Annotated in this window: 22 protein-coding genes; 6 read left to right on the top strand and 16 right to left on the bottom strand. The window is 76.7% G+C overall.

The genetic code is table 11. The features are described from left to right. Nucleotides 1–17: 17 nt before the first annotated feature. Nucleotides 18–803: an HAD-IIA family hydrolase gene (locus tag F8568_RS41075; protein WP_151599357.1), complete on the bottom strand. Its 786-nt coding sequence runs from the start codon at nucleotides 801–803 to the stop codon at nucleotides 18–20. Between the two features lie 169 nt (nucleotides 804–972). Between F8568_RS41075 and F8568_RS41080 the strand changes: the two genes are divergently transcribed. Together F8568_RS41080 and F8568_RS47300 are read left to right on the top strand one after the other, a co-directional pair. Further along, on the top strand, nucleotides 973–2691 hold the full coding sequence (locus F8568_RS41080; protein ID WP_328601255.1) for a class I adenylate-forming enzyme family protein: 1719 nt from the start codon (nucleotides 973–975) through the stop codon (nucleotides 2689–2691). 241 nt (nucleotides 2692–2932) lie between these two features. After that, nucleotides 2933–3190 carry a RidA family protein gene (locus tag F8568_RS47300; RefSeq protein ID WP_268896519.1) on the top strand — a complete coding sequence of 86 codons (258 nt, stop codon included), beginning with the start codon at nucleotides 2933–2935 and terminating at the stop codon, nucleotides 3188–3190. Nucleotides 3191–3268: 78 nt separating this feature from the next. Here F8568_RS47300 and F8568_RS41090 read toward each other — a convergent pair whose 3' ends face one another. From F8568_RS41090 to F8568_RS41100, 3 genes are all read right to left on the bottom strand, one after another. Continuing rightward, nucleotides 3269–3844: a TerD family protein gene (locus tag F8568_RS41090; protein ID WP_151599359.1), complete on the bottom strand. Its 576-nt coding sequence runs from the start codon at nucleotides 3842–3844 to the stop codon at nucleotides 3269–3271. A 183-nt stretch (nucleotides 3845–4027) separates the two neighbouring features. After that, nucleotides 4028–5830, bottom strand: a complete 1803-nt coding sequence (locus tag F8568_RS41095) for an acyl-CoA dehydrogenase family protein (RefSeq protein ID WP_236009989.1) — start codon at nucleotides 5828–5830, stop codon at nucleotides 4028–4030. A gap of 113 nt (nucleotides 5831–5943) precedes the next feature. Next, entirely contained in the window at nucleotides 5944–7041 is a 1098-nt protein-coding gene (locus tag F8568_RS41100; protein ID WP_151599361.1) for an ACP S-malonyltransferase, read from the bottom strand. 213 nt (nucleotides 7042–7254) lie between these two features. On the opposite strand from F8568_RS41100, the gene F8568_RS41105 reads away from it, so the two are divergent. Continuing rightward, a complete protein-coding gene (locus tag F8568_RS41105) occupies nucleotides 7255–8277 on the top strand; it encodes a 3-oxoacyl-ACP synthase III family protein (RefSeq protein ID WP_202125947.1) in 1023 nt (340 codons plus the stop codon). 64 nt (nucleotides 8278–8341) lie between these two features. On the opposite strand, the gene F8568_RS41110 is transcribed toward F8568_RS41105, so the two are convergent. Both F8568_RS41110 and F8568_RS41115 read right to left on the bottom strand, forming a co-directional pair. Further along, a complete protein-coding gene (locus F8568_RS41110) occupies nucleotides 8342–8803 on the bottom strand; it encodes a DoxX family protein (protein WP_151599363.1) in 462 nt (153 codons plus the stop codon). Nucleotides 8804–8926: 123 nt separating this feature from the next. Further along, nucleotides 8927–9808, bottom strand: a complete 882-nt coding sequence (locus F8568_RS41115; protein WP_202125948.1) for a LysR family transcriptional regulator — start codon at nucleotides 9806–9808, stop codon at nucleotides 8927–8929. A gap of 70 nt (nucleotides 9809–9878) precedes the next feature. On the opposite strand from F8568_RS41115, the gene F8568_RS41120 reads away from it, so the two are divergent. Next, the gene (locus F8568_RS41120) at nucleotides 9879–10640 is read left to right on the top strand and encodes an SDR family oxidoreductase (RefSeq protein WP_151599365.1); all 762 of its coding nucleotides are present in this window, start codon (nucleotides 9879–9881) and stop codon (nucleotides 10638–10640) included. A 37-nt stretch (nucleotides 10641–10677) separates the two neighbouring features. On the opposite strand, the gene F8568_RS41125 is transcribed toward F8568_RS41120, so the two are convergent. The 8 genes from F8568_RS41125 to F8568_RS41160 all read right to left on the bottom strand — a co-directional run bounded on the left by F8568_RS41125 (nucleotide 10678) and on the right by F8568_RS41160 (nucleotide 17071). Beyond that, entirely contained in the window at nucleotides 10678–12054 is a 1377-nt protein-coding gene (locus tag F8568_RS41125; RefSeq protein WP_151599367.1) for a hypothetical protein, read from the bottom strand. Further along, nucleotides 12051–12524 (bottom strand): hypothetical protein, encoded by a 474-nt coding sequence (locus F8568_RS41130; protein ID WP_151599369.1) that lies wholly within the window; start codon nucleotides 12522–12524, stop codon nucleotides 12051–12053. Before F8568_RS41130 ends, F8568_RS41125 begins: the two co-directional genes overlap by 4 nt. Then, nucleotides 12521–13720, bottom strand: coding sequence for a molybdopterin-dependent oxidoreductase (locus F8568_RS41135; protein WP_151599371.1), 1200 nt, complete (start codon nucleotides 13718–13720; stop codon nucleotides 12521–12523). Before F8568_RS41135 ends, F8568_RS41130 begins: the two co-directional genes overlap by 4 nt. Further along, entirely contained in the window at nucleotides 13696–14313 is a 618-nt protein-coding gene (locus F8568_RS41140) for a class I SAM-dependent methyltransferase (protein WP_151599373.1), read from the bottom strand. Before F8568_RS41140 ends, F8568_RS41135 begins: the two co-directional genes overlap by 25 nt. Continuing rightward, on the bottom strand, nucleotides 14310–15017 hold the full coding sequence (locus F8568_RS41145) for a TIGR04282 family arsenosugar biosynthesis glycosyltransferase (RefSeq protein ID WP_328601256.1): 708 nt from the start codon (nucleotides 15015–15017) through the stop codon (nucleotides 14310–14312). The genes F8568_RS41140 and F8568_RS41145 overlap by 4 nt, the downstream gene beginning before the upstream one ends. Next, nucleotides 15014–15682, bottom strand: coding sequence for a glycosyltransferase family 2 protein (locus F8568_RS41150; RefSeq protein ID WP_328601257.1), 669 nt, complete (start codon nucleotides 15680–15682; stop codon nucleotides 15014–15016). The genes F8568_RS41145 and F8568_RS41150 overlap by 4 nt, the downstream gene beginning before the upstream one ends. Nucleotides 15683–15719: 37 nt before the next feature. Beyond that, the gene (locus F8568_RS41155; protein WP_151599375.1) at nucleotides 15720–16811 is read right to left on the bottom strand and encodes an NAD-dependent epimerase/dehydratase family protein; all 1092 of its coding nucleotides are present in this window, start codon (nucleotides 16809–16811) and stop codon (nucleotides 15720–15722) included. Nucleotides 16812–16915: 104 nt separating this feature from the next. Beyond that, nucleotides 16916–17071, bottom strand: coding sequence for a hypothetical protein (locus tag F8568_RS41160; protein WP_160573942.1), 156 nt, complete (start codon nucleotides 17069–17071; stop codon nucleotides 16916–16918). Between F8568_RS41160 and F8568_RS41165 the strand changes: the two genes are divergently transcribed. Next, entirely contained in the window at nucleotides 17061–17477 is a 417-nt protein-coding gene (locus F8568_RS41165; RefSeq protein ID WP_328601258.1) for a LysR substrate-binding domain-containing protein, read from the top strand. The two genes, F8568_RS41160 and F8568_RS41165, sit on opposite strands and share 11 nt — an antisense overlap. On the opposite strand, the gene F8568_RS50790 is transcribed toward F8568_RS41165, so the two are convergent. After that, the gene (locus F8568_RS50790) at nucleotides 17449–18234 is read right to left on the bottom strand and encodes an IclR family transcriptional regulator (RefSeq protein ID WP_160573943.1); all 786 of its coding nucleotides are present in this window, start codon (nucleotides 18232–18234) and stop codon (nucleotides 17449–17451) included. The two genes, F8568_RS41165 and F8568_RS50790, sit on opposite strands and share 29 nt — an antisense overlap. After that, on the bottom strand, nucleotides 18231–18683 hold the full coding sequence (locus F8568_RS49065; protein WP_328601259.1) for a cupin domain-containing protein: 453 nt from the start codon (nucleotides 18681–18683) through the stop codon (nucleotides 18231–18233). Before F8568_RS49065 ends, F8568_RS50790 begins: the two co-directional genes overlap by 4 nt. Nucleotides 18684–18786: 103 nt before the next feature. Here F8568_RS49065 and F8568_RS41180 point away from each other — a divergent pair, with 103 nt between their 5' ends. Continuing rightward, nucleotides 18787–20133 carry a cytochrome P450 gene (locus F8568_RS41180; RefSeq protein ID WP_328601260.1) on the top strand — a complete coding sequence of 449 codons (1347 nt, stop codon included), beginning with the start codon at nucleotides 18787–18789 and terminating at the stop codon, nucleotides 20131–20133. Nucleotides 20134–20154 lie beyond the last annotated feature (21 nt).

Here is a 20154-nt window from a genome sequence, read left to right on the forward strand (position 1 = left end):
CGGGGCGGATCAGCGGATCAGGCGTCGACCAGGTCGATGAGGTCGGCGATGGAGGGCACGACCCGGTGCGGGCGGAACGGGAAGCGGCCCACCTCGTCCTTGCGGGTCACCCCGGTCAGCACCAGGATCGTCTCCAGGCCCGCCTCCACGCCGGCGACGATGTCGGTGTCCATCCGGTCGCCGACCATCGCGGTCTGCTCGCTGTGCCCGCCGACGACGTTCAGCGCGGTCCGCATCATCAGCGGGTTCGGCTTGCCGACGAAGTACGGCTCCACCCCCGTCGCGCGGGTGATCATGGCGGCGACGGCGCCGCAGGCGGGCAGCGAGCCCTCCTGGGACGGGCCGACCGGGTCGGGGTTGGTCGCCACGAACCGGGCGCCGCCCTCGATCAGCCGGATCGCCTGGGTGATCTGGGAGAAGCTGTAGGTGCGGGTCTCCCCGAGCACCACGTAGTCGGGGCTGATGTCGGTGAGGACGTAGTCGGCCTCGTGCAGCGCCGTGGTCAGCCCCGCCTCGCCGATCACGTACGCCGATCCCGCGGGCCGCTGGTCGGCCAGGAAGCGGGCGGTGGCCAGCGCCGAGGTCCAGATCGACTCGGCCGGCACCGCCAGCCCGAGCGCGGCGAGCCGGGCCGACAGGTCGCGGCGGGTGTAGATCGAGTTGTTGGTCAGCACGAGGAACGGCTTGCCGGAGGCGGCGAGCCTGCGGATGAACTCGTCGGCGCCGGGGACGGGGTGGCCCTCGTGCACCAGCACGCCGTCCATGTCCGACAGCCAGTACTCGATCGGCTTGCGCTCGGTCATGTCCCCATTGTCGCAGGTGGAGATCTTCGGGTGGAACGGTCCGGCGGCGTCCGCGCGGACCGTTGACCGGCGAGTGAGACAAATCATAGATTTGCCCCACGGTGCGCCGAACCGTGTTCGGTGTCAGGGCCGCTCGGCGGCGCGCCGGTGCAGTCCGCGGGAGGCGCGCGTGCAGAGCCGCGAAACCAACGGCCCCGAGCTGACGATCGCCGAGGCCAGGGCCCGGCTGACGGCCCCGGGCCAGCTGTTCGAGATGGACCAGGTCGACATCCGCGGCGTGCCGACCCGGATCTGGAAGAACGCCCCGACCACCCTGCGGGAGGTCCTGGAGCTGTCGGGCGGGCACGGCGACGCCCCGTTCCTGGTCTACGAGGACGACCGGCTGAGCTTCGCCGAGCATTACCGGCGCGCCGCCGCGTTCGGGCGGCTGCTGGTGGAGCGGTACGGCATCGCCAAGGGCGACCGGGTCGCGATCGCGATGCGCAACTACCCCGAATGGTCGGTGGCGTTCTTCGGCGCCGCCGTCGCCGGCGCCGTCGTCGTCCCGCTGAACGCCTGGTGGAGCGCCGACGAGCTGGAGTACGGGCTGCGCGACAGCGGCGCCCGGCTGCTCGTCGCCGACGCCCAGCGCGCCGAGCGCCTCGCCGGCGTGCTGCCCGGCCTGGCGATCCCGCTGCTGGTGGCCCGCCCCGCGGGCGGCCCGCCCGCCGGCGGCGAGGACTTCGCCGCCGCCCTGGCCGCCGCGCTGGACGACGGCCGGGACGGCCCGCCGCAGGTGGAGATCGGCCCCGAGGACGACGCCACGATCTTCTACACCTCCGGCACCACCGGGCGCTCCAAGGGCGCCCTCGGCACCCACCGCAACATCACCACCAACCCGGTCAGCCTCGCCTACGGGCTGCTGTCGGCCGGGGTGCGCGCCGGCGCCACGATCGAGCAGCTCACCCGGCCGCAGCCGCGCGTCACGCTGCTGAGCGTGCCGTTCTTCCACGCCACCGGCTGCCACTCGGTGCTGGTGTCCAGCGCGCTGCAGGGCGGCACCGTCGTGCTGATGTACAAGTGGGACGTCACCAAGGCGCTGGAGCTGATCGAGCGCGAGCGCGTCACCGGGTTCGGCGGGGTGCCGACGATGGCGTGGCAGGTGCTGACCTCCCCCGAGTTCGACAAGTACGACACCTCCAGCCTCACCGGCGTCAGCTACGGCGGCGCGCCCGCCGCGCCCGCCCTCGTCGACAAGATCAGGGAGCGGCTGCCGCAGCGGGTCCCCGGCAACGGCTACGGCCTCACCGAGACCTCCTCGGTCACCACCTACAACGGCGGCGTGAACTACCTGGAGCACCCCGACAGCGTCGGCCCGCCCGTCGCGGTCTGCGACGTCAAGGTCGTCGACCCCGCCACCGGCGAGCAGCTGCCGCCCGGCGAGGTCGGGGAGCTGCTCATCGCCGGCCCCAACGTCATCAAGGGGTACTGGAACAAGCCGGAGGCGACCGCGCAGGCGTTCGCGGACGGCTGGTTCCACAGCGGCGACCTGGCCCGCCTGGACGCCGACGGGTTCGTCTACATCGTCGACCGCGCCAAGGACATGCTGATCCGCGGCGGCGAGAACGTCTACTGCGCCGAGGTCGAGGCCGCCCTGTACGAGCATCCCGCCGTCGCCGACTGCGCCGTCATCGGCGTCCCCCACGACGTCCTGGGCGAGGAGGTCGGCGCCGTCGTCGTCCCCCGCCCCGGCACCGCGCCGGCCCCCGAGGAGATCCAGGGGTTCCTGCGCGCACGGATCGCCGCGTTCAAGGTGCCCGTCCACTTCTGGTTCCGCGACGAGGGACTGCCCCGCAACCCCGGCGGGAAGATCCTCAAGACCCGGCTGCGCGGCGAGCTGCTCGGCTGACCCGCCGCCGCGTTCACCGGTCACCGGCGCCGGCGCGCCCGTCCACCCCCGGGCGCGCCGGGTAACGTGATCATGTGAGCGAACACCGAACCGCCGGCGCGATCCACCGGATCAACGCGCCGGACCTGGCGCCCGGCCCCGGCTACAGCCACGTCGTCTCGGTGGACGTCCCCGGACGCCTGGTCGTGGTCAGCGGGCAGATCGCCCTGGACCCGGCCGGGAACCTCGTCGGCCCGGCGACCTGGAGGCCCAGACCCGGCAGGTGTTCACCAACCTGCGCGCCGCGCTCGCGGCCGCCGGCGCCGGCTGGGAGCACGTGGTGCGGCTCGGGTACTTCCTGCGCGACGCGTCGCAGGTCGGCGTCGTGCGCGCCGTCCGCGCCCAGATGCCGCCCGACGGCGTCGACCCCGCCGCGTCGCTGATCGAAGTGTCCGGGCTGGTCCGCGACGACCTGCTCATCGAGGTGGAGGCCCTCGCCGTCGTCCCCGCCGGCTCCTGACCGCGCCCGCCTCCCGACCGCCCCGGCGACGCCGCGGGGGCGGGGCCGCCGGCCCCGCCCCCGCCCGCCCGGCGGCCGTCAGACGTTCACGCCGAAGTCGGCGGCGATGCCCGCCAGCCCGGAGGCGTACCCCTGGCCGACCGCGCGGAACTTCCACTCCGCGCCGTTGCGGTACAGCTCGCCGAACACCATCGCGGTCTCGGTCGAGGCGTCCTCCGACAGGTCGTAGCGGGCGATCTCCCCGCCGCCGGCCTGGTTCACCACCCGGATGAAGGCGTTGCGGACCTGCCCGAAGTTCTGCTGCCGGCCGTCGGCGTCGTAGATCGACACCGGGAACACGATCTTGGAGACCTCGGCCGGGACGGTCTGCAGGTCCACCTTGATCTGCTCGTCGTCGCCCTCGCCCTCGCCGGTCAGGTTGTCGCCGGTGTGCTCCACCGACCCGTCGGGGCTCTTGAGGTTGTTGAAGAACACGAAGTGCTGGTCCGACAGGACCTTGTTCTCCGCCGAGCACAGCAGCGCGCTGGCGTCCAGGTCGAAGTCGGTTCCGGTGGTGGTGCGCACGTCCCAGCCCAGACCCACCACGACCGCGGTCAGTCCGGGAGCCTCCTTGGTCAACGAGACGTTGCCGCCCTTGCTCAGACTGACTCCCACTGTGCCTACCTCCGTATCGGACCGGGCGGATGACCCTCACCCGCGGCCTGTCTTAGCAGAACGGTAGCCAGTCCCCGCCGGTTCCCCCGGCGGTTTCGCCCATGACCGGCGTGGCGTGCGGGTTCACGCCCGCGCGCCCCGCCGGTTCACGGGCCGGTTCACGGGCCGGTCGCGAGCCGCCGGTCAGCCGCCGGTGAGGAACGCCGCCGGCTCGGTGATCACCGGCGGCAGCTCGAACGCCGCCGCCAGCTCGCCCGCGCGCGGCGCGAGCTCGTCGCAGGCCCGCCGCCGCGCCGCGTCCACCTCGGCCAGCCACCCGGGCGGTACGACGCCCTGGTCCAGCAGCCCGGCGGCGCGGCGCGCCATCCAGTTCACCGCGTGCAGGCGCAGCACCGGCTGCAGCGGCGCCGGGCCCGCCTGCGCGGCGGCGTCGCAGATCTCCAGCGTGACGCGGTCGGCGCACGCGGTCGCGGTCCGCGCGGCCAGCGCGAGGTTGTCGTTCCAGGCGGTGAACGGGTCGGCGCCCGCGGCGCCGGCGGCGCGGACCCGGGCGGCGAGCGCGTCGCGCATCCGCCGCTCGGCCTCGCGCGCCAGGAACAGCGGCACCCGCGGCGAGTCCGGGTCCCCGCCGTCGGGCGGGCCCGGCTCGGCCTCGGGCGGGGTGTAGCGGTCCAGGTCGGCCATCGCGCGCGCCGTGTCGTACAGGATCAGCTCGTTGTCGCCGCCGGCGTTCATGTAGGCGTGGGTGAGGCCGCGGTAGGCGTTGAGGCGCTCGACGGCCGCGAACCCGGGCGCGCCCGAATGCACCCGGCACATCGACACCGTCTCCTGCGCGGTGGCGGTGCAGGCCGCCTTCAGCAGCGCCAGGTCCCGGTCGACCGCCGACCACGGCGCCCACGCGGTCGCCGGCCCGCCGGCGGGCGCGTCGGCGGAGGTGCGGCGCGCCTTGACGTGCGCGGCGACGGCGGTCAGCGCGTACGCCGTCGCCAGCGCGCCCAGCACCGCCTCCTGCTGGTTGCGGTAGTCGGTCAGCGGGCGGCGCGGCGCGAGCCGGCCGAGGGTGGAGCGGCCCGCCGAGTGCGCCAGCAGCATCCCCGCCGACGCGCGGGTGACCGCGGCGGACGCGGAGATCACCGCGCGCCACACCGCGGGCGCGATGCCCATCGAGCGGGTCAGCCGCGCGGCCGGCGATCCGGCGGGGTCGTGGAAGGAGCCGTCGGCCTCGACGCGGGCGCCGTCGCTCAGCCACGCCTCGTAGGGGACGTGCAGATCCTCCAGCAGCACGGCCGCGTAGTCGACCTGCAGGCCGGTGGTCTCGGGCGCCGGCACGACCCGCACGCCGGGCGGGACGGTCCCGTCGGGGCCGCGGACCGGCACCGCGAACACGAACACCCCGCGCTCCTTTCCGCCGTGCACGAGGGTGGCGTAGACGCAGGCGGTCTTGGGCAGGGCGGGGTGGGCGGTACTGGTGGGGAACTTGGCGGCCCGCACGTCGGGGGTGCGCAGCACGAACCCGCCGGTGGCGGGGTCGTGGCGGGCGACGGTGCGCGGCGACAGGTGGCTGTTGCTGCGGCCGACCTCGGTCATCAGCAGCGTCCCGAACGAGTCCATCGACTCCAGCGCGCGGCGGGCGGCGCCGCCGCCGTCCGCGCCGCCGAACCGGATGATCGGGCCGAGCGCCAGGGTGTAGTGCAGCAGCATCACGTGGAACAGCGCCGGGTCGGCGATCGCGGCGCGCTCCAGCAGCGCGCACAGCGCCGGCGGGTCGTCCAGCAGCTCGGAGGCGGGCGGCACGGCGCGGCCGGCGCGCCGCAGCCGCGCGTAGGTGAGGGCCTGGTGGTCGCGGGCGGTCAGGTCGCCGGGGTAGGTGAAGAACTCCTCGGGGACGGCGTCGTCGAGCCGTTCGCGGAGCTTTTGGCCGGGGGACGCGCCGCGCACGAAGCCGGCGAGGTCACCATCGGGAAAGGTGCCCATGGACATGCCCATCGCGCTGCTCTCCTGTCGGGACGGAGTGGTCGGGCCGGACGGATCGGGCGGAAGCCGAAGCGGAAGCGGGCATCCCGGGCCGGCCTGGACCGGCCCGGGGTGTGGCGAGGGGGTCAGGCCTGCGGGTCGGGGGTGATGCCGGGCGCGGACTTGCCGACCGGCGGGACGTCGGCCCCGCTCGCGCCGGCGGCGCCGGGGGCGGTGGCGCGGGGGCGCGGCACGCCCGGGCGGGGCCGGTCGCGCAGCGGCACCAGGAAGGTGCGGGCGTCCGGGACGCTGAGGCGGGCGCACTGGCACAGCGCGTTGCCGGGGCCGGCCTCGGCGAACACGGTCGCGCCGGCGGCGTGCACGGCGCGCAGCGCCTCCGGTAGCCGGACGGGCCTGACGATGCAGTCGGCCAGCGCCCGGTGCAGGTCGTCGTCGTCGCGGTAGGCGCGGCCGCGCACCGGGGAGTGCACCGCCACCTCCAGCGGCCGCTGCGGGAACGCGCGGATCAGGGAGTACCACTCCTCGTCGGCGCCGGCCATCGCGGGATGGTGCGACAGGTAGGGCACGGCGAGCCGGACGGCCCGCACGCCGGTGTCGCGGGCGGTGGCCAGCACCGCCTCCAGCGGGGCGTCCGGGCCGGACACGACGGTGACCGAGGGGGCGTTCAGGCACGCGACGACGACCTCGGGCGCGCCGGCGGCGTCGATGCAGGCGCGGGCGCCGTCCTCACCGGCCTCCAGCAGCGCCATCCCGCCGCCCGCGCCGCGGCGGGCGAGGACGTCGACGAGGCTGACGGCCATCCGGGCGCCGTCGGCGATCGCGAACACGCCCGCGCAGACCATCGCGGCGATCTCCCCGAAGCTCTGCCCGACGGCGAAGCCGGGCTGCACGCCGACCGCGCGCAGCGCGCGGTCGACGGCGACGCAGGAGGCGTAGCCGGCGAGCTGGGCGACGCCGGGGGCGCGGGCCGCCGCCCGGTACCCGGCGGGGTCCTCCAGCAGGATCGCGCGCAGCGACGGCCACCCCCGCGGCAGGCCCTCCTGGACGGCGTCCAGCACGTCGGCGGCGGCGCGTGCGGCGGCCGGACCGGAACGTGCCAGCGAGGGCAGGTCGGGGACGCCGGCCGAGCCGGTCCCGGCGAACAGGAACGCGCAGACGTCATCGGGTTTGAGCTCCCCGGCGAGGTCGAAGGGGCCGTCCGGTCGGAAAGAGGAGTGGGACACGCGGGGTCTCCTTACCTGGAAGGAAGGCTCTCTTTTCTTTTCGGATAAAGGCCGCTTAACGAGGAGTTATAGAACACAAATCCTGAAATGGGATTATTCACTTATAAAATCGGCCTGGCAACCATCGGTGCAACGGACGGACCGCAGAGCGGCCCCGCGGCGCCGCGCCCGGCCACGACCGCCGGCCTCGCCGCCGGCTGGGGGGAGCGACGCATGACCTGGAGCGACCAGCAGCCCGCGCACACCCGGTGGGCGATCCGCGGCACCGGCTCCTACCTGCCGGAGCGGTGCGTGCCCAGCACCGAGGTGGCGCGCTCGCTCGGCCTCGCGGACGGCTGGGTGCGCGAGCGCACCGGCATCCGCACCCGGCATCTCGCCGCTCCCGGGCAGGCCGCCTCCGACCTCGCCGCCGCCGCCGCGCGCGACGCGCTGGACGCGGCCGGGCTGCGCCCCGCCGACCTCGGCCTGATCGTGCTCGGCACCTCCACCCCCGACGAGCTCGGCCCCTCCACCGCCTGCCGCGTGCAGGCGCTGCTCGGCGCCCGCGGCGCCGCCGCCTTCGACGTCGCCGCCGCCTGCGCCGGGTTCGTGTTCGGGTTGCAGGCGGCGCTCGGCTGGCTCGCCGCTCAGCGCGGAGCCGCCCCGTACGCGCTGGTCATCGGCGTCGAGGTGTACTCGCGGTTCCTCGACCCCGCCGACCGCGGCACCGCCGCGCTGTTCGGCGACGGCGCCGCCGCCGCGGTCGTCGGGCCCGTCCCGGCCCCCTACGGAATCGGGCCGGTGACGCTCGGCTCGGACGGCACCCGCGCCGGCGACGTCCTCATCCCCGCCGGCGGTTCGCGGCTCCCGGCGAGCCCGCGGACGCTGGCCGATCTCGGTCACACCATCCGCATGGACGGCCGCGCCGTCCGCGGCTTCATCGCCGAGACGCTGCCCCGGCTGGTCGCCGAGGCGTGCGCGGACGCCGGGATCAAACCCGCCGACCTCGCCCTGGTCGTCCCGCACCAGCCCAACCCGCGGCTGGTGGCCTCGCTGGCCGGACGCGCCGGCCTCGACCCGGCGCAGCTGGTGATCGCCGGGGAGGACGTCGGCAACATCGGCGCCGCCAGCCTGCCCTACGCGCTGGACCGCGCCGTGCGCGACGGCCGCATCGCGGGCGGCGACCTGGTGCTGCTCGCCGGGTTCGGCGCCGGGCTGACCTGGGGCCGCACCCTCATCACCTGGCCCGCCGCCTGACGCCGCCGGGGCGGGCGGACGTCCCGTCGAGGACGGACCGCCCGCCCCGGCCGGGCCCGCGCCGTCACCGGCGCGGCAGGCCCGCGACCGAGCGCAGCAGGTCGCGGGTCTCGGCGCGGCGGTCCCAGCCGACCAGCGCGCAGACGGCGGCGAGCGCGGCGGGGAACAGCGCCCACGCGGCGTCCAGCACCAGCAGGTGGGTGAGGACCGCCCCGCCCAGCAGGCCGATCAGCGCGGTCGCGGCGAACCCGGCCAGCCGCGGCACCACCAGCCCGATCGCGCCGGCGGCCTCGACGGTCCCGGTGACGTACCGGAACCACTGCCCCCAGCCGATCCGGGTGAAGGTCTCGACCGCGTCGGCCTGCCCGGCGAACTTCGGCAGCGCCGAGGCGAAGAGCAGGAACGCGGCGATGAGGATCTGCGCGCCCCACAGCGCGCGGCGCAGCGCGCGGCGGCGGCCCCGGACGGGACCGGCGGTGCCGGCGGTGTGGGCGGCGGGGGCGGCGAGGATCTGGGTGACGGTCATGGCGGTGTCCTTCCGTGCGGTGTGCTCGTCTCGTGCCTTCACTGACGCGTCGCACGGGCGGGCGCCGGATCGACATCCCGCCGGACTTTTTCCGGAATCTTTTCGCGGCGCCGTCGGCGCAGGTCAGGGGCGGCCCGCGGCGGCCCCGGCATCCGCATGCGTGCGGGCGTCGCGGCGGGCGGCGACCGCGGCGGTGACGCGGACGAACGCCGCCAGCGCCCGCGACCGCGACTCCTCCGGCCACGCCAGCACCAGCGTGGTCGGCGGCGCGTCGGGCACCGGCACCGCCGTCAGGTCGTCGCGCAGCAGCCGCCGGTAGGACCGCGGCAGCACCGCCACCACCCGGCCGAGCGCGATCAGCTGCATCACCTGGCCCCCCTCGGTCACCATCGGGCCGTCGCCGTCGGGCCGGTACGGGGTCCGCGGCATCACCTCGCCCCGCAGGTCGGCCATCGACACCTGCGCGCGGCCCGCCAGCCGGTGGGTGCGGGGCAGCACGACGACCTGCGGTTCCACCACCAGCTCCTCGACGGCCAGGCCGGTCAGGTCGGCGCGCGGCGCGTACAGCAGGGCGGCGTCGGCGCGGCCGTCGTCCAGCGCCTGCCGCGCCCCGTAGCCGAACAGCATCTCCACCGGCAGCGCGTCCGGTTCCCGCTCGTACTCGGCGAGGACGTCGGGCAGCAGCCCGCCGCCGTCGCCGCCCGGCTTCATCGCCAGCACCAGCCGCGCTCCGGTCCCGCCGGCCCGGCGGGTGCGGCGCACCGCCGCCTCGACGGCCCTAAGCGCCGCGCCGCCCTCGGCCAGCAGCGCCTCGCCCGCCGGGGTCAGCGTCACCCGGCGGCTGGTGCGCTCCAGCAGCCGCACGCCGAGCCGCCGCTCCAGCCGCGCGATCGCACGCGACAGCGGAGGCTGGGCGATGCCGAGGCGCTCGGCGGCCCGCCCGAAGTGCAGTTCCCGGGCGACCTCCACGAAGTAGGCCAGCTCCCGCGTCTCCACCAAATCCATACCTTCAGGGTATCGATCGGTGTCCGGTCGGTGTTGGAGTCCGGCCGGGGCGCGGTGGTGGGGTGAAGGCATGACCTCGCAACCCAACGACGACAAGGTCGCCCTGGTCACCGGGGCGAACAAGGGAATCGGCCGCGCCATCGCCGAAGGGCTCGCCGCGCGCGGGATGACCGTGCTGCTCGGCGCCCGCGACCCCGACCTCGGGGAGAAGGCCGCGGCGGACCTGCGCGACGCCGGGCACGATGCCCGGTTCGTCTGGCTGGACGTCACCGACGACGCGAGCGTGCGGGCCGCCGCCGGCACCGTGGCCGCCGCGCCCGGGCGCCTGGACGTGCTGGTGAACAACGCCGGCATCTCCGGCGGCCCGAACGACCCTCCCTCGCAGGCCGACCTGGACCGCGTCCGCCGCGTGTTCGACACCAACCTGTTCGGCGTGATGCGGGTGACCAGCGCGCTGCTGCCGCTGCTGCGCCGCTCCCCCGCCGCCCGGATCGTCAACGTCTCCAGCGGCACCGGATCCCTTACCCACATGACCGACCCCGGCCACTACTTCTGGGACCTGGGCGCCGCGGCGGCCTACCCGCAGTCCAAGGCCGCGCTGAACATGCTGACCGTCCAGTACGCCAAGCAGCTTCGCGGCACCGGCATCCTGGTCAACGCGGTCGCGCCCGGCGCCTGCGCCACCGACTTCGTCACCGAGCACATCCGCGCCGGACGCACCATCACCCGCACCGCCGAGCAGGGCGCCGCGATCGCGATCGCGATGGCGACCCTGCCCGACGGCGGCCCGACCGGCGGGTTCTTCGACGACGACGGACCCGTCCCCTGGTGACCCCGGCGCGCGCGTGACACCGCCCGGCCACCACAGGTCACCACGGCGACAGGACCAGGGCCTGGACGGCCAGCGCCGTGGCCGCCTGCGCCGCCAGCCACCCCCGCGACCCGCACCCCGGCAGCGACGCCGCCGCGACGAGCCACGCCGCGAACGGCACCCAGATCCGCTCGACCTCGCCCTTGGTCACCCCCGACAGGTCCAGCACGAGCACGCCGAGCAGCGCCGCGGACGCCGGCAGCGCCACCGCCGCCGCCGGCGACAGCGCCCGCTCGAGGGCGGCGCGCCGCAGCGCTCCCGCCGTGCGCGGCAGCGCGTACGCGACCGCCGGACCCGTCAGCAGCCCCAGGACGGCCAGGTCGCCGAACAGGAAGTAGGAGTAGGACCGCTGCGCCGAGCCGCGGCTGACCAGGTAGGTGTCCAGGGTCGCGCGGACGCCGTCGGGCCACCAGAACCCCAGCAGCGTGAACGCGGCCGGCACCACCACCAGGCCCGCCGCAAGGCCCGCGAGGACCCGAGGGCCCGGGCGGGCCGCCGCCAGCACCGCCAGCGGCACCGCCAGCAGCGGCAGCAGCCCGTACGACAGGTACGGCAGGCTCCCCAGCAGCACCCCGCCCGCCACCGCCGCCGCGCCCCCCCGGACCGGCCGAGGGGCGCGGGCGGCCAGGGCCGCCAGCGCGGTCCCCCACGCGGCGACGGCGAGGAACACCGCGTCCATCGCGGTCGCCACCCACACCGCCAGCGGCGCCAGCACCACGAACGGCACCGCCGCCCGCGCCGCCCGCTCCCCCGCGACGCACCGCAGCGTCACGGCGATCGCCGCGGCCGCCGAGGTGCCCGAGGCGATGACGAACGCCGCCGCCCACCCGGTGCCGGGCAGTCCCGCCTTCTCCAGCGCCCACAGCGCCAGCGTCGGCAGCGGCGGATGCCCCCGCACGTGGGTGGTGTAGCCGCCGAGCCGCTCGGTGAACGTCCGCAGCCACTCCAGCGGGTCGGGCCGCACCTGCGCCAGGCCCGCCGGGTACTCGGTCGGCGCGTCCAGCGGCCGGGCGAGCGCGCCCCATCCGTCGCAGGCGGCGAGCGCGACCGCCCACAGCGCCGCGCCCGCCCACGCGACCGGGAGCAGCGCCCGCCACGGCAGCCGCGCCGCCGCCCGCGGCAGCACCGCCACCAGCGCGGCGGCCGCCGCGGCGGCCGGTGCCATCTGCCAGGTCAGCGGGTGCCCGCGCAGCCGCGCGTGCAGCGGCGGCAGCGCGTCCTCGGTGGCGAGGCCGGCGCGCCGCAGGTACCAGCCGGCGGTGAACACCGCCGCGATCCCCGCCGCCCACACCGCCAGGGCGATCCATCCCGGGCGGTTCGCGCGGCCGGCCTCCGGGGCCGGTGCGCTGCGGGGCCGGGTGCCGGTGGCGGTCACCGTCCCCGCCCCTTGTCCGGCGGCGGCGCCGCGCGGTGCGCGCCGCCGCCCGCGGCGCGCGGCCGGCGGCGCCGGGCGAGCATCTGCGCCGCCGGCACCGCGACCGCCACGGCGCCGATCGCGCCGAGGACGATCGCGAGGTTGCGGCCGTAGGGCAGCGGCAGCTGCGAGGGCACGTCCGGGCGGCGCCCGTAGCCGAGCACGAGCGGGATCGCCACCGCGCTCACGCACGCCGCGACCAGCAGCGCGCCGCGCAGCACCCGCCGGTAGGCGACCGGCACCCAGCCCGTCACCGCGCCCGCGACCAGCACCGCCGGGACCAGCACCCCGTCGTGCAGGACCGCGGCGCCGGCGAACCACGCCGCCCACCGCCCGACCGGGACGTCGGCGACGATCCCGCTCAGCCCGTATCCGATCAGCGCCAGGCCCCCCGCGTAGGCGGCCGCGCGCACGAGCCCGTGCGCCCTCATGTGACCACCAGCCGGCCGACCCACTTGGTCTGCATGACGCCCGGGCGGTTCGGCGCGATGAGCCGGCACGGGTACCCGTGGTCGAGGTCGAGCGGCTCGCCGTTCACCCGCAGCGCCAGCAGCGTGAGCGGGTCGTGCCAGTGCGGCGGCCGCACCTGCGAGGTGCGGTAGAGGCCGTAGCGCTCCAGCGACTCGACCCGGACGCCGGCGTCGTCGTCGGCGCCCGCCATGGCCAGCAGGTCCCGCAGCCGCACCCCCTCCCAGGTCGCCTCCGCGCTCCATCCCTCCACGCACGCGATCGGCAGCCGCGCCGTCCGCATCGGCATCGCCTGCAGCTGCTCCAGCGACAGCGACAGCTCCCGCCGGACGCGTCCGGTGACGGTGAGCCGCCATCGCGGGTCGCGGGCGAGCGCGGTGACGCCCGACGCGGCGGCGGACTTGTTGACCGGCAGATCCTGCGACCCGATCCCGGGACGGCGCGGCGCGAGCACCGCCAGCCGCGCCAGCGGCGAGACCGTCTCCCCCACGGTGGTCGCGACGACCACGCCGCTCGCGCCGAACACCGTCAGCAGGAACGTGCGGCGGCGCAGCCCGTCGGACGGACGCGTCATCACGGTGCGGCGCGCCTTGGCCCACTGGTTGGCGATGTGGATCAGCAGCGCGCCGATGATGATGTAGGCGGTCCAGTAGTGCGCGGTGGTGAAGAAGAACCGGAACGCATACCAGTAGTCGATGTTCATCACGCCGGTGACCAGCTGGAACAACGACCCGCCGACGAGCACGAACACCAGCGCCCGCTCGATCGCGTGCCCGGCCGAGCGGGCCGGCGGCCACTGCAGCAGCCGCGGGTAGACCGTCCACAGCTTGGCCAGCAGCAGCGGCACCGCCGCCAGCCCGGTCATCACGTGCAGCCCCTGCGTGACCCGGTACAGGTTCACTGGCCGCGACGGCCACGTCATCCAGTTCGGCGGGTTCTGCATCAGGTGGCTGACCAGCCCGGTGCAGAACGCGGTGAGGAAGCAGACGCCGAGCGCGATGCCGAGCCACGCGGCGACCCGCTCGTCGTGCAGGCGGCTGGTGAAGCGCTCCGGCAGCGTCGTCAGCGCCGCCGGCAGCCGGGGCAGCCGGGGCAGCCGGGGCGGGCGCGGCAGGCGCGCGCGAAGCGACGCGGTCAGGGGCGCAGGGCGACGAACCATCGGCCGGCCTCCTCCCACTCTTCGGCGACCTCGGCCGCGCACGCGGCGGCCAGCGCGCCGGCGCCGTCGGCCGACACGTGCGCCCAGGGGAACCATTCGCCGACGGCGCGGCCCGACCGCAGCCGCAGCGGCTCGGTCCGCGACCCGGCGCCGGGCGGGTCCACCTCCGCCAGCACCCGCCCGCCGGGGCCCAGCAGCGCCAGGACGCGGCGCAGCAGCGCCGCGGGGTCGCCGCCGATGCCGATGTTGCCGTCGGCCAGCAGCACCGTCCGCCACCGCCCGGTGCCCGGCACCCGCCCGAACACGTCGCGGCACAGCGCCGGGGCGCCCGCCGCGATCGTCAGCGCGACCGCGCGCGGCGCGACGTCGATGCCGAGCACCGGCAGGCCGCGGCGGGCCAGCGCGGCCGTCAGCCGCCCCGGGCCCGACCCGACGTCCAGGGTGGCGCCCCGGCAGCGGTCCAGCAGCCCGCCGTCGCCGGGGCGCAGCGCCAGCCAGTCCTGCACCGGCAGCGGCCGGCGGCGGCCGTCGGCGTACTCGATCTCCACCGGCGCCGCGCCCCGCAGCGCCTCCTCGTACAGTTCGCCGATCATGCCGGGACGGTCCCTTCGGCGGCCCTGCCCGTGAGCGTGCGGCCGCCGAGCGCGCGGACGGCCGCGGCGAACCGGCCGCCGGGCGCCGCCGCGGCGACGGCCCGCGCGTCGGGCGGGGTGTCGACGTCGGTCAGCTCCGGCATCGCCGCGACGCTGAGGCCGGCGGCGCGCAGCCGCGCGAGCTGCAGCGCTCCGGTGTCGGGCCGCGACATCGGGACGCCCAGCAGCAGCGCCTCGTCGGGGCGGCGCAGCCCGAGCAGCCAGAACCCGCCGTCGCGCGCCGCGCCGAGCACCGCGTCGCGGGCGCGCAGCGCACGCCCGGCGCGGGCCAGCAGCGCGGGCGTGACCTGCGGGGTGTCCATGCCGATCAGCACCAGCGGGCGGCCGACCGGGTCGCCGGCGCGGGCGTCGGCGAAGGCGTGCGCGAGCCGCTCGTCCAGCCCGCCGCCGCGCTGCGCGACGACCTCGAACCCGCCGGGCAGCCACGGGCCGGGCGTCCCCGCCAGCGCCAGGACGCGGCGCCGCGCCGGCGCGGCGGCGACCGCGGCGAGGGTGTCGCGCAGCGCGGCCTCGGCGAGCGCGGCGGCCTCGGCGGGCGTGTAGGCGGGGGTCAGGCGGGTCTTGACCTGGCCCGGCACCGGCTCCTTGGCGATGACGATCAGGTCGGCGGCGCCGTCCCCGGCGTCTCGCGGCCGGGGGGTCACGGTGCGACCTCCGCCAGGACGCGGCGCATGTCGCGGACGGCGCGGACCGTCCCGCCGACCGTCCCGGTCACTTTCGACTCGCCGGTGCGCGGCAGGTACGCCACGTCCAGCTCGCCGATCCGCCAGCCGGCGCGGGCGGCGCGCAGCACCATCTCCAGCGGGTAGCCGAACCGGCGGTCGGCCAGCTCCAGCGCGAGCAGCGCGGTGCGCGGCGCGGCGCGCATCGGGCCGAGGTCGTGCAGGCGGGTGCCGGCGCGCCGGTTCAGCGACCGGGCCAGCACGGCGTTGCCGAGCCGGGCGTGCGGCGGCCACGCGCCGCGCCCGGCCGGGCGGCGCCGCCCCAGCACCAGCGCCGGCCCGCCGCCGGCGGACAGCCGGTCGAGCTCGGCGGTCAGGCGCGGCAGCTCGGCGGGGTCCAGCGAGGCGTCGGCGTCCATGACGCACACCACCTCGGCGGTGGCGGCCAGCAGCCCGGCGTGGCAGGCGGCGCCGAACCCGCGGTCCGCGGCGGGCACCACCTGGGCGCCGTGGTCCGCGGCAACGCGCGCGGACCCGTCGGTGGAGGCGTTGTCGACCACCAGGGGGCGGAAGCCCGCGGGCATCCGCGACAGCACCCACGGCAGGGCCTCCGCCTCGTTGAGGCACGGAAGAATCACGTCGATCACGGCTTTGACGCTACTTTCGGTGACGGGTCGGCGACCCTTACGAACTGGTGACGGGCTGCCGGGCCGGCGCCGCGGCGGGCCCGGCGGCGGATCCGGCGGCGGCGGTGTCGCGGGCGAACTCGGCCATCCCCGCCTCGAACGGCACGGACGCGGTGAACCCGAGCTCGCGGCGGGCGCGGTCGGGACGCGCGACGATGTGGCGGACGTCGCCGAGCCGGTGACCGCCGGTGACGCGCGGGAGCGGTCCGCCGAACGCGCCCGCCAGCGCGCCGGCCATGTCGCCGATGGTGCGGGGCGTGCCGCTGGCGATGTTGTAGGCGCGCAGCGCGCCGCGCCCCGGCACGCCCGCGGCGGTGCGCTCCAGGGCGAGCACGTTGGCGCGGGCGACGTCGCGGACGTGCACGAAGTCGCGGCGCTGCCCGCCGTCCTCGAACACCAGCGGCGCCTGGCCGTTCATCAGCCGGGACCGGAAGATCGCCGCGACGCCCGCGTAGGGGGTGTCGCGCGGCATCCGCGGCCCGTACACGTTGTGGTACCGCAGCGCCGCGGCGGTGCCGCCGGTCGCGCGCGCCCACGACGCCGCCAGGTGCTCTTGGGCGAGCTTGGTGTCGGCGTAGGCGTTGCGGGGGTCCGGCGCCGCGTCCTCGGCGACGGTGCCGGGCGCGAGCGGGCGCCCGCACTCGGGGCAGCCGGGTTCGAACCGTCCGGCGCGCAGCGCCTCCTCGGGGCGCGGCGCCGGACGCACCGGGCCGTGCGCCGCGCAGGTGTAGGCGCCCTCCCCGTAGACGACCATGGAGGAGGCCAGCACCAGCGTGCCGACCCCGGCGCGGGCCATCTCCGCCAGCAGCACCGCGGTGCCGTGCACGTTCACCGACGCGTAGTCGGGCAGGTCGGACACGTCCACGCCGAGGCCGACCTTGGCGGCCTGGTGGCAGACGGCGTCGGCGCCGCGCAGCCGCCGCGCGACCGCGGCCGCGTCGCGGACGTCGGCGGTGCCCGCCGGCCCGCTTGATGAGTCCAGGCCGTCGGGCCGCAGGTCCAGGCCGCGGACCCGGTGGCCCGCGGCGGTGAGCGCCTCGGCGATGTGCGAACCGATGAAACCGGCCGACCCGGTGAGCAGTACGTCCATGCCGTCGAACGGTAGGGCGCGGCGGGCGCCGGATCAGGCGTGACGGCGCCCGTCAAGGCACCTTGTTCGAGACTTGTAAGATCTGCGGGTTTCCTGGCCCGGGGTCAGCGGGCGATGCGGCCGGCGAGCAGCCCGGCGGCCTTGTCGGCGTCGGCGTCGGTGGTGGACAGGTGGAACGCGCAGCGCAGCCGCCCGGCCCGCACCGAGGCGGCCACGCCGCCGGCGCGCAGCAGCTCGGCGGTGCCGCCGGTGACGGGCACCGACACGATCGCCGAGTCGCCGGGCTCCAGGCCGAGCGCGGTCTGGAAGCGGCGCGCCAGCGCCACGCACCTGAACTGGGCGTGCGGGCGCGCCGGGTTCGTCCCGCGGATCGCGTTCGCCACCGACGACCACGTCGCCGTCCGGCGGCTCGTCGCGCACGGGCTCGCCGTCACCGCGCTGCCCGGCCTGGCGCTCGGGCTGCACCGCGAACCGGGGGCCGTCGTCCCGCCGGCGCCCGACCTCGGCAAGCGCCGCATCGCCGCGCTGGTGCCGGCGGGTCCGCGGCCGCCCGCGGTCGCCGCGCTGCTGGACGAGCTCGCCGCCACCGCGTCCGCCGCGCCCTCGGGCACGGCGGGTGACGCGGCGGGTGAGGCGGTCAGGCCAGGTGGCGGTGCAGGTCGGTGAGGCGCGTCGCCGCCTTCAGCACCGCCTCGGTCAGCTGCGGCATCCGGTCGTCGCCGAACCGCACCGACGGGCCCTGCAGCGCGACCGCCGCGAACGTGCGGCCCGCGCCGTCGCGGACCGGCGCCGCCACCGCGCGGACGCCGGCGAGCCGCTCCTCGTCGTTGACCGAGTAGCCGCGCTCGCGGATCCGCGCCAGCTCGGCCGCCAGTTCCGCGCGGGTGGTGAGCGTGGAGGGGGTGAACCGCCGGTACGGCTCCTCCATCGCGACCTGGTCGTCGTCGAAGGCCAGCAGCGTCTTGCCCATCGCGCAGGTGTGGATGGGGTTGCGGTCGCCGGGCGGCTGGTCGTAGCGCAGCGGGTGGGTGGAGGGCAGGTGCAGCAGCACCGCGACCTCGTCGCCGACGCGCACGCCGAGGCTGACCGCCTCGCCGGTCCCGTCGCGCAGCGCGGTCAGCTCCGGCTGCAGCAGCGTGGTGCCCATCCGCTCCAGCGCCAGCCGGCCGAGGATCGCGGTGGTCGGGCCGAGGAAGTACCGCTCGGTCCGCGCGTCGCGGCCGAGCATGCCGGTGGCGTGCAGCGCCTGCACGATGCGGTGCGCGGTGCTCACCGACAGCCCGAGCCGGTGCGCGATCTCGGTGGGGGTCTGCCGGTCGGCGTCCTCGAAGGTGCGCAGCACCGCCACCGACCGGTCCACGGTCTGCGTGCCCGGTCGCGGGCGGCGGCCGCCGGGCTCCGGCGTCGCGGGCACCGCGCTCACCCGTCCTGCGGCCGGGTGGCCCACAGGCTCGGCAGGTTGACCACGATGCCCTCCTGCGTGCTGCGGGCGATCACCACGACCGCCTCCTCGTCGCGGGACGGGTTCTCCTCGCGGTGCGGGACGTAGGGCGGGACGAACACGTAGTCGCCGGGCCCGGTCTGCACCCGGACCTCCCGCTCCCCCTCGGCGAACACGAACACCGGGTGCCCCGACACCACGTAGATCGCCGTCTCGGCCTCGCCGTGGTGGTGGTCGCCGGAACCGGTCGCCGGCGGGACGTGGGTGCGGCCCATCCACAGCCGCCGCGAGCCCACGGTCGTGCCGGAGATCGCCTCGAACCGCCGCATCCCCGAGGTCTGGGCGGTGCCCGTGCGCAGCTCGGTCCCCCGGATGTGCTCGATCCTCCCGTGCCAGGCAGCCGTTCCCCGCGTTTCGGTCTCGTCCGTCACGGGTCCCATCCTCGCACCGGGCCGGCGCCCGCGCCGACCGGGGCCGCCGACCGGGGCCGCCGAGGGGGCCGCCCGCCCGCGCGGGCGTGCGAGGATGGGGCGCGTGGGATCCGCGACGATGACCCCGGCCGCGACGATGACCCCCTCCGCGCGGGTGACCGCCCGGCACGGCGTCGGGTTCGCGATGAACCCGTGCGCGAGCCTGCTGCGGCTGTACGCCGAGCACGGCCCGGTCGTGGCCGTCGGGACGCGCCGCCGGCCGTTCGTGCACCTGTTCGGCCCGGACGCCAACGCGTTCGTGTTCGCCAACTCCGGGCTGTTCCGCTGGCGGGAGGCGTTCGACCTGCTGGTGCCGGTGAACGGGGAGACCGCGCTGATCGTCAGCGACGGCGCCGACCACCGGCGGCGGCGCCGCCTGGTCCAGCCGGCGTTCCACCACCGCCGCGTCGACGGGTACGTCGCCCGCATCGCCGCCAACACCGGTGCGGCGCTGGCGTCCTGGACGCCCGGCCGGACGCTGGACGCCTACGCCGAGCTGCGCGGCGTCATCCGCCGCAGCACCGTGGAGGTGCTGTTCGGCGACCGGCTCGCCGCCGACGCCGAGGTCATCGGCCGCGGCCTGCAGGTCGCGCTGGCCGGCATCGACCGCAACTTCGTGGCGCAGATGATGCTGCGGGCGCTGCCCAACCCGTACTGGCGGCGCGTCACCGCCTCCCGCGCGGCGGTCGCGCGGCGGGTGGACGAGGAGGTCGAGCGGCGGCGCCGCGAGGGCGGCGAGCACGACGACGTGCTGGGCATGCTGATGGCGGCCCGCGACGAGGGCGGCGCGGGCCTGACCCGCCAGGAGCTGCAGGACCAGGTCATCAGCCTGATCTCGGCCGGGTACGACACCACCAGCGCGGCGATGGCGTGGGCGGTGTACGCGCTGCTGGTGCATCCCGGGGCGGCCGAGCGGGCCCGCCGGGAGGTCGCCGAGGTGGTCGGCGACCGTCCGCCGCAGGCCGCCGACCTGCCGAAGCTGCCCTACCTGGACGGGGTGGTGCAGGAAACGCTGCGGCTGTTCCCGCCGGCGGTGCTGAGCGCCCGCGTCCCGGTGCGGGACTTCGCCTACGCCGGGCACCGGATCCCGGCGGGCGCGATGGTGCTGTACTCCCCCTACGTCACCCACCGGATGCCGCAGGTGTGGCCGCAGGCGGGGCGGTTCCGGCCCGAGCGCTGGATCCCGGGCTCGGACCTGCACCGCCCGACGACCCCGTCGACGTTCCTGCCGTTCGGCGGCGGGCCGCACCGCTGCATCGGCTCGACGCTGGCGACCGTGGAGATCAAGACGATGCTGGCGTGCCTGCTGCGCGGCCCGCGCCTGCGGCTGGTGTCGGCGGCGGTGACGCCGACCAGCGTCACCGCGATGCGGCCGCGCGGCGGCCTGCCCGTGCGGGTCCTGCCGGCCTGACCCGCGCCGCGCCGCCGCCCC

The sequence above is a fragment of the Actinomadura physcomitrii genome, assembly GCF_008923205.2.
Taxonomy (GTDB): domain Bacteria; phylum Actinomycetota; class Actinomycetes; order Streptosporangiales; family Streptosporangiaceae; genus Spirillospora; species Spirillospora physcomitrii.

Coding starts and splice junctions, on each gene's coding strand:
- F8568_RS41110 (WP_151599363.1), bottom strand. CDS start 8,803: ATGACCGTCACCCAGATCCTCGCCGCCCCCGCCGCCCACACCGCCGGC.
- F8568_RS41105 (WP_202125947.1), top strand. CDS start 7,255: ATGACCTGGAGCGACCAGCAGCCCGCGCACACCCGGTGGGCGATCCGC.
- F8568_RS41140 (WP_151599373.1), bottom strand. CDS start 14,313: ATGATCGGCGAACTGTACGAGGAGGCGCTGCGGGGCGCGGCGCCGGTG.
- F8568_RS41075 (WP_151599357.1), bottom strand. CDS start 803: ATGACCGAGCGCAAGCCGATCGAGTACTGGCTGTCGGACATGGACGGC.
- F8568_RS41115 (WP_202125948.1), bottom strand. CDS start 9,808: ATGGATTTGGTGGAGACGCGGGAGCTGGCCTACTTCGTGGAGGTCGCC.
- F8568_RS41095 (WP_236009989.1), bottom strand. CDS start 5,830: ATGGGCATGTCCATGGGCACCTTTCCCGATGGTGACCTCGCCGGCTTC.
- F8568_RS41155 (WP_151599375.1), bottom strand. CDS start 16,811: ATGGACGTACTGCTCACCGGGTCGGCCGGTTTCATCGGTTCGCACATC.
- F8568_RS41130 (WP_151599369.1), bottom strand. CDS start 12,524: ATGAGGGCGCACGGGCTCGTGCGCGCGGCCGCCTACGCGGGGGGCCTG.
- F8568_RS41135 (WP_151599371.1), bottom strand. CDS start 13,720: ATGGTTCGTCGCCCTGCGCCCCTGACCGCGTCGCTTCGCGCGCGCCTG.
- F8568_RS41120 (WP_151599365.1), top strand. CDS start 9,879: ATGACCTCGCAACCCAACGACGACAAGGTCGCCCTGGTCACCGGGGCG.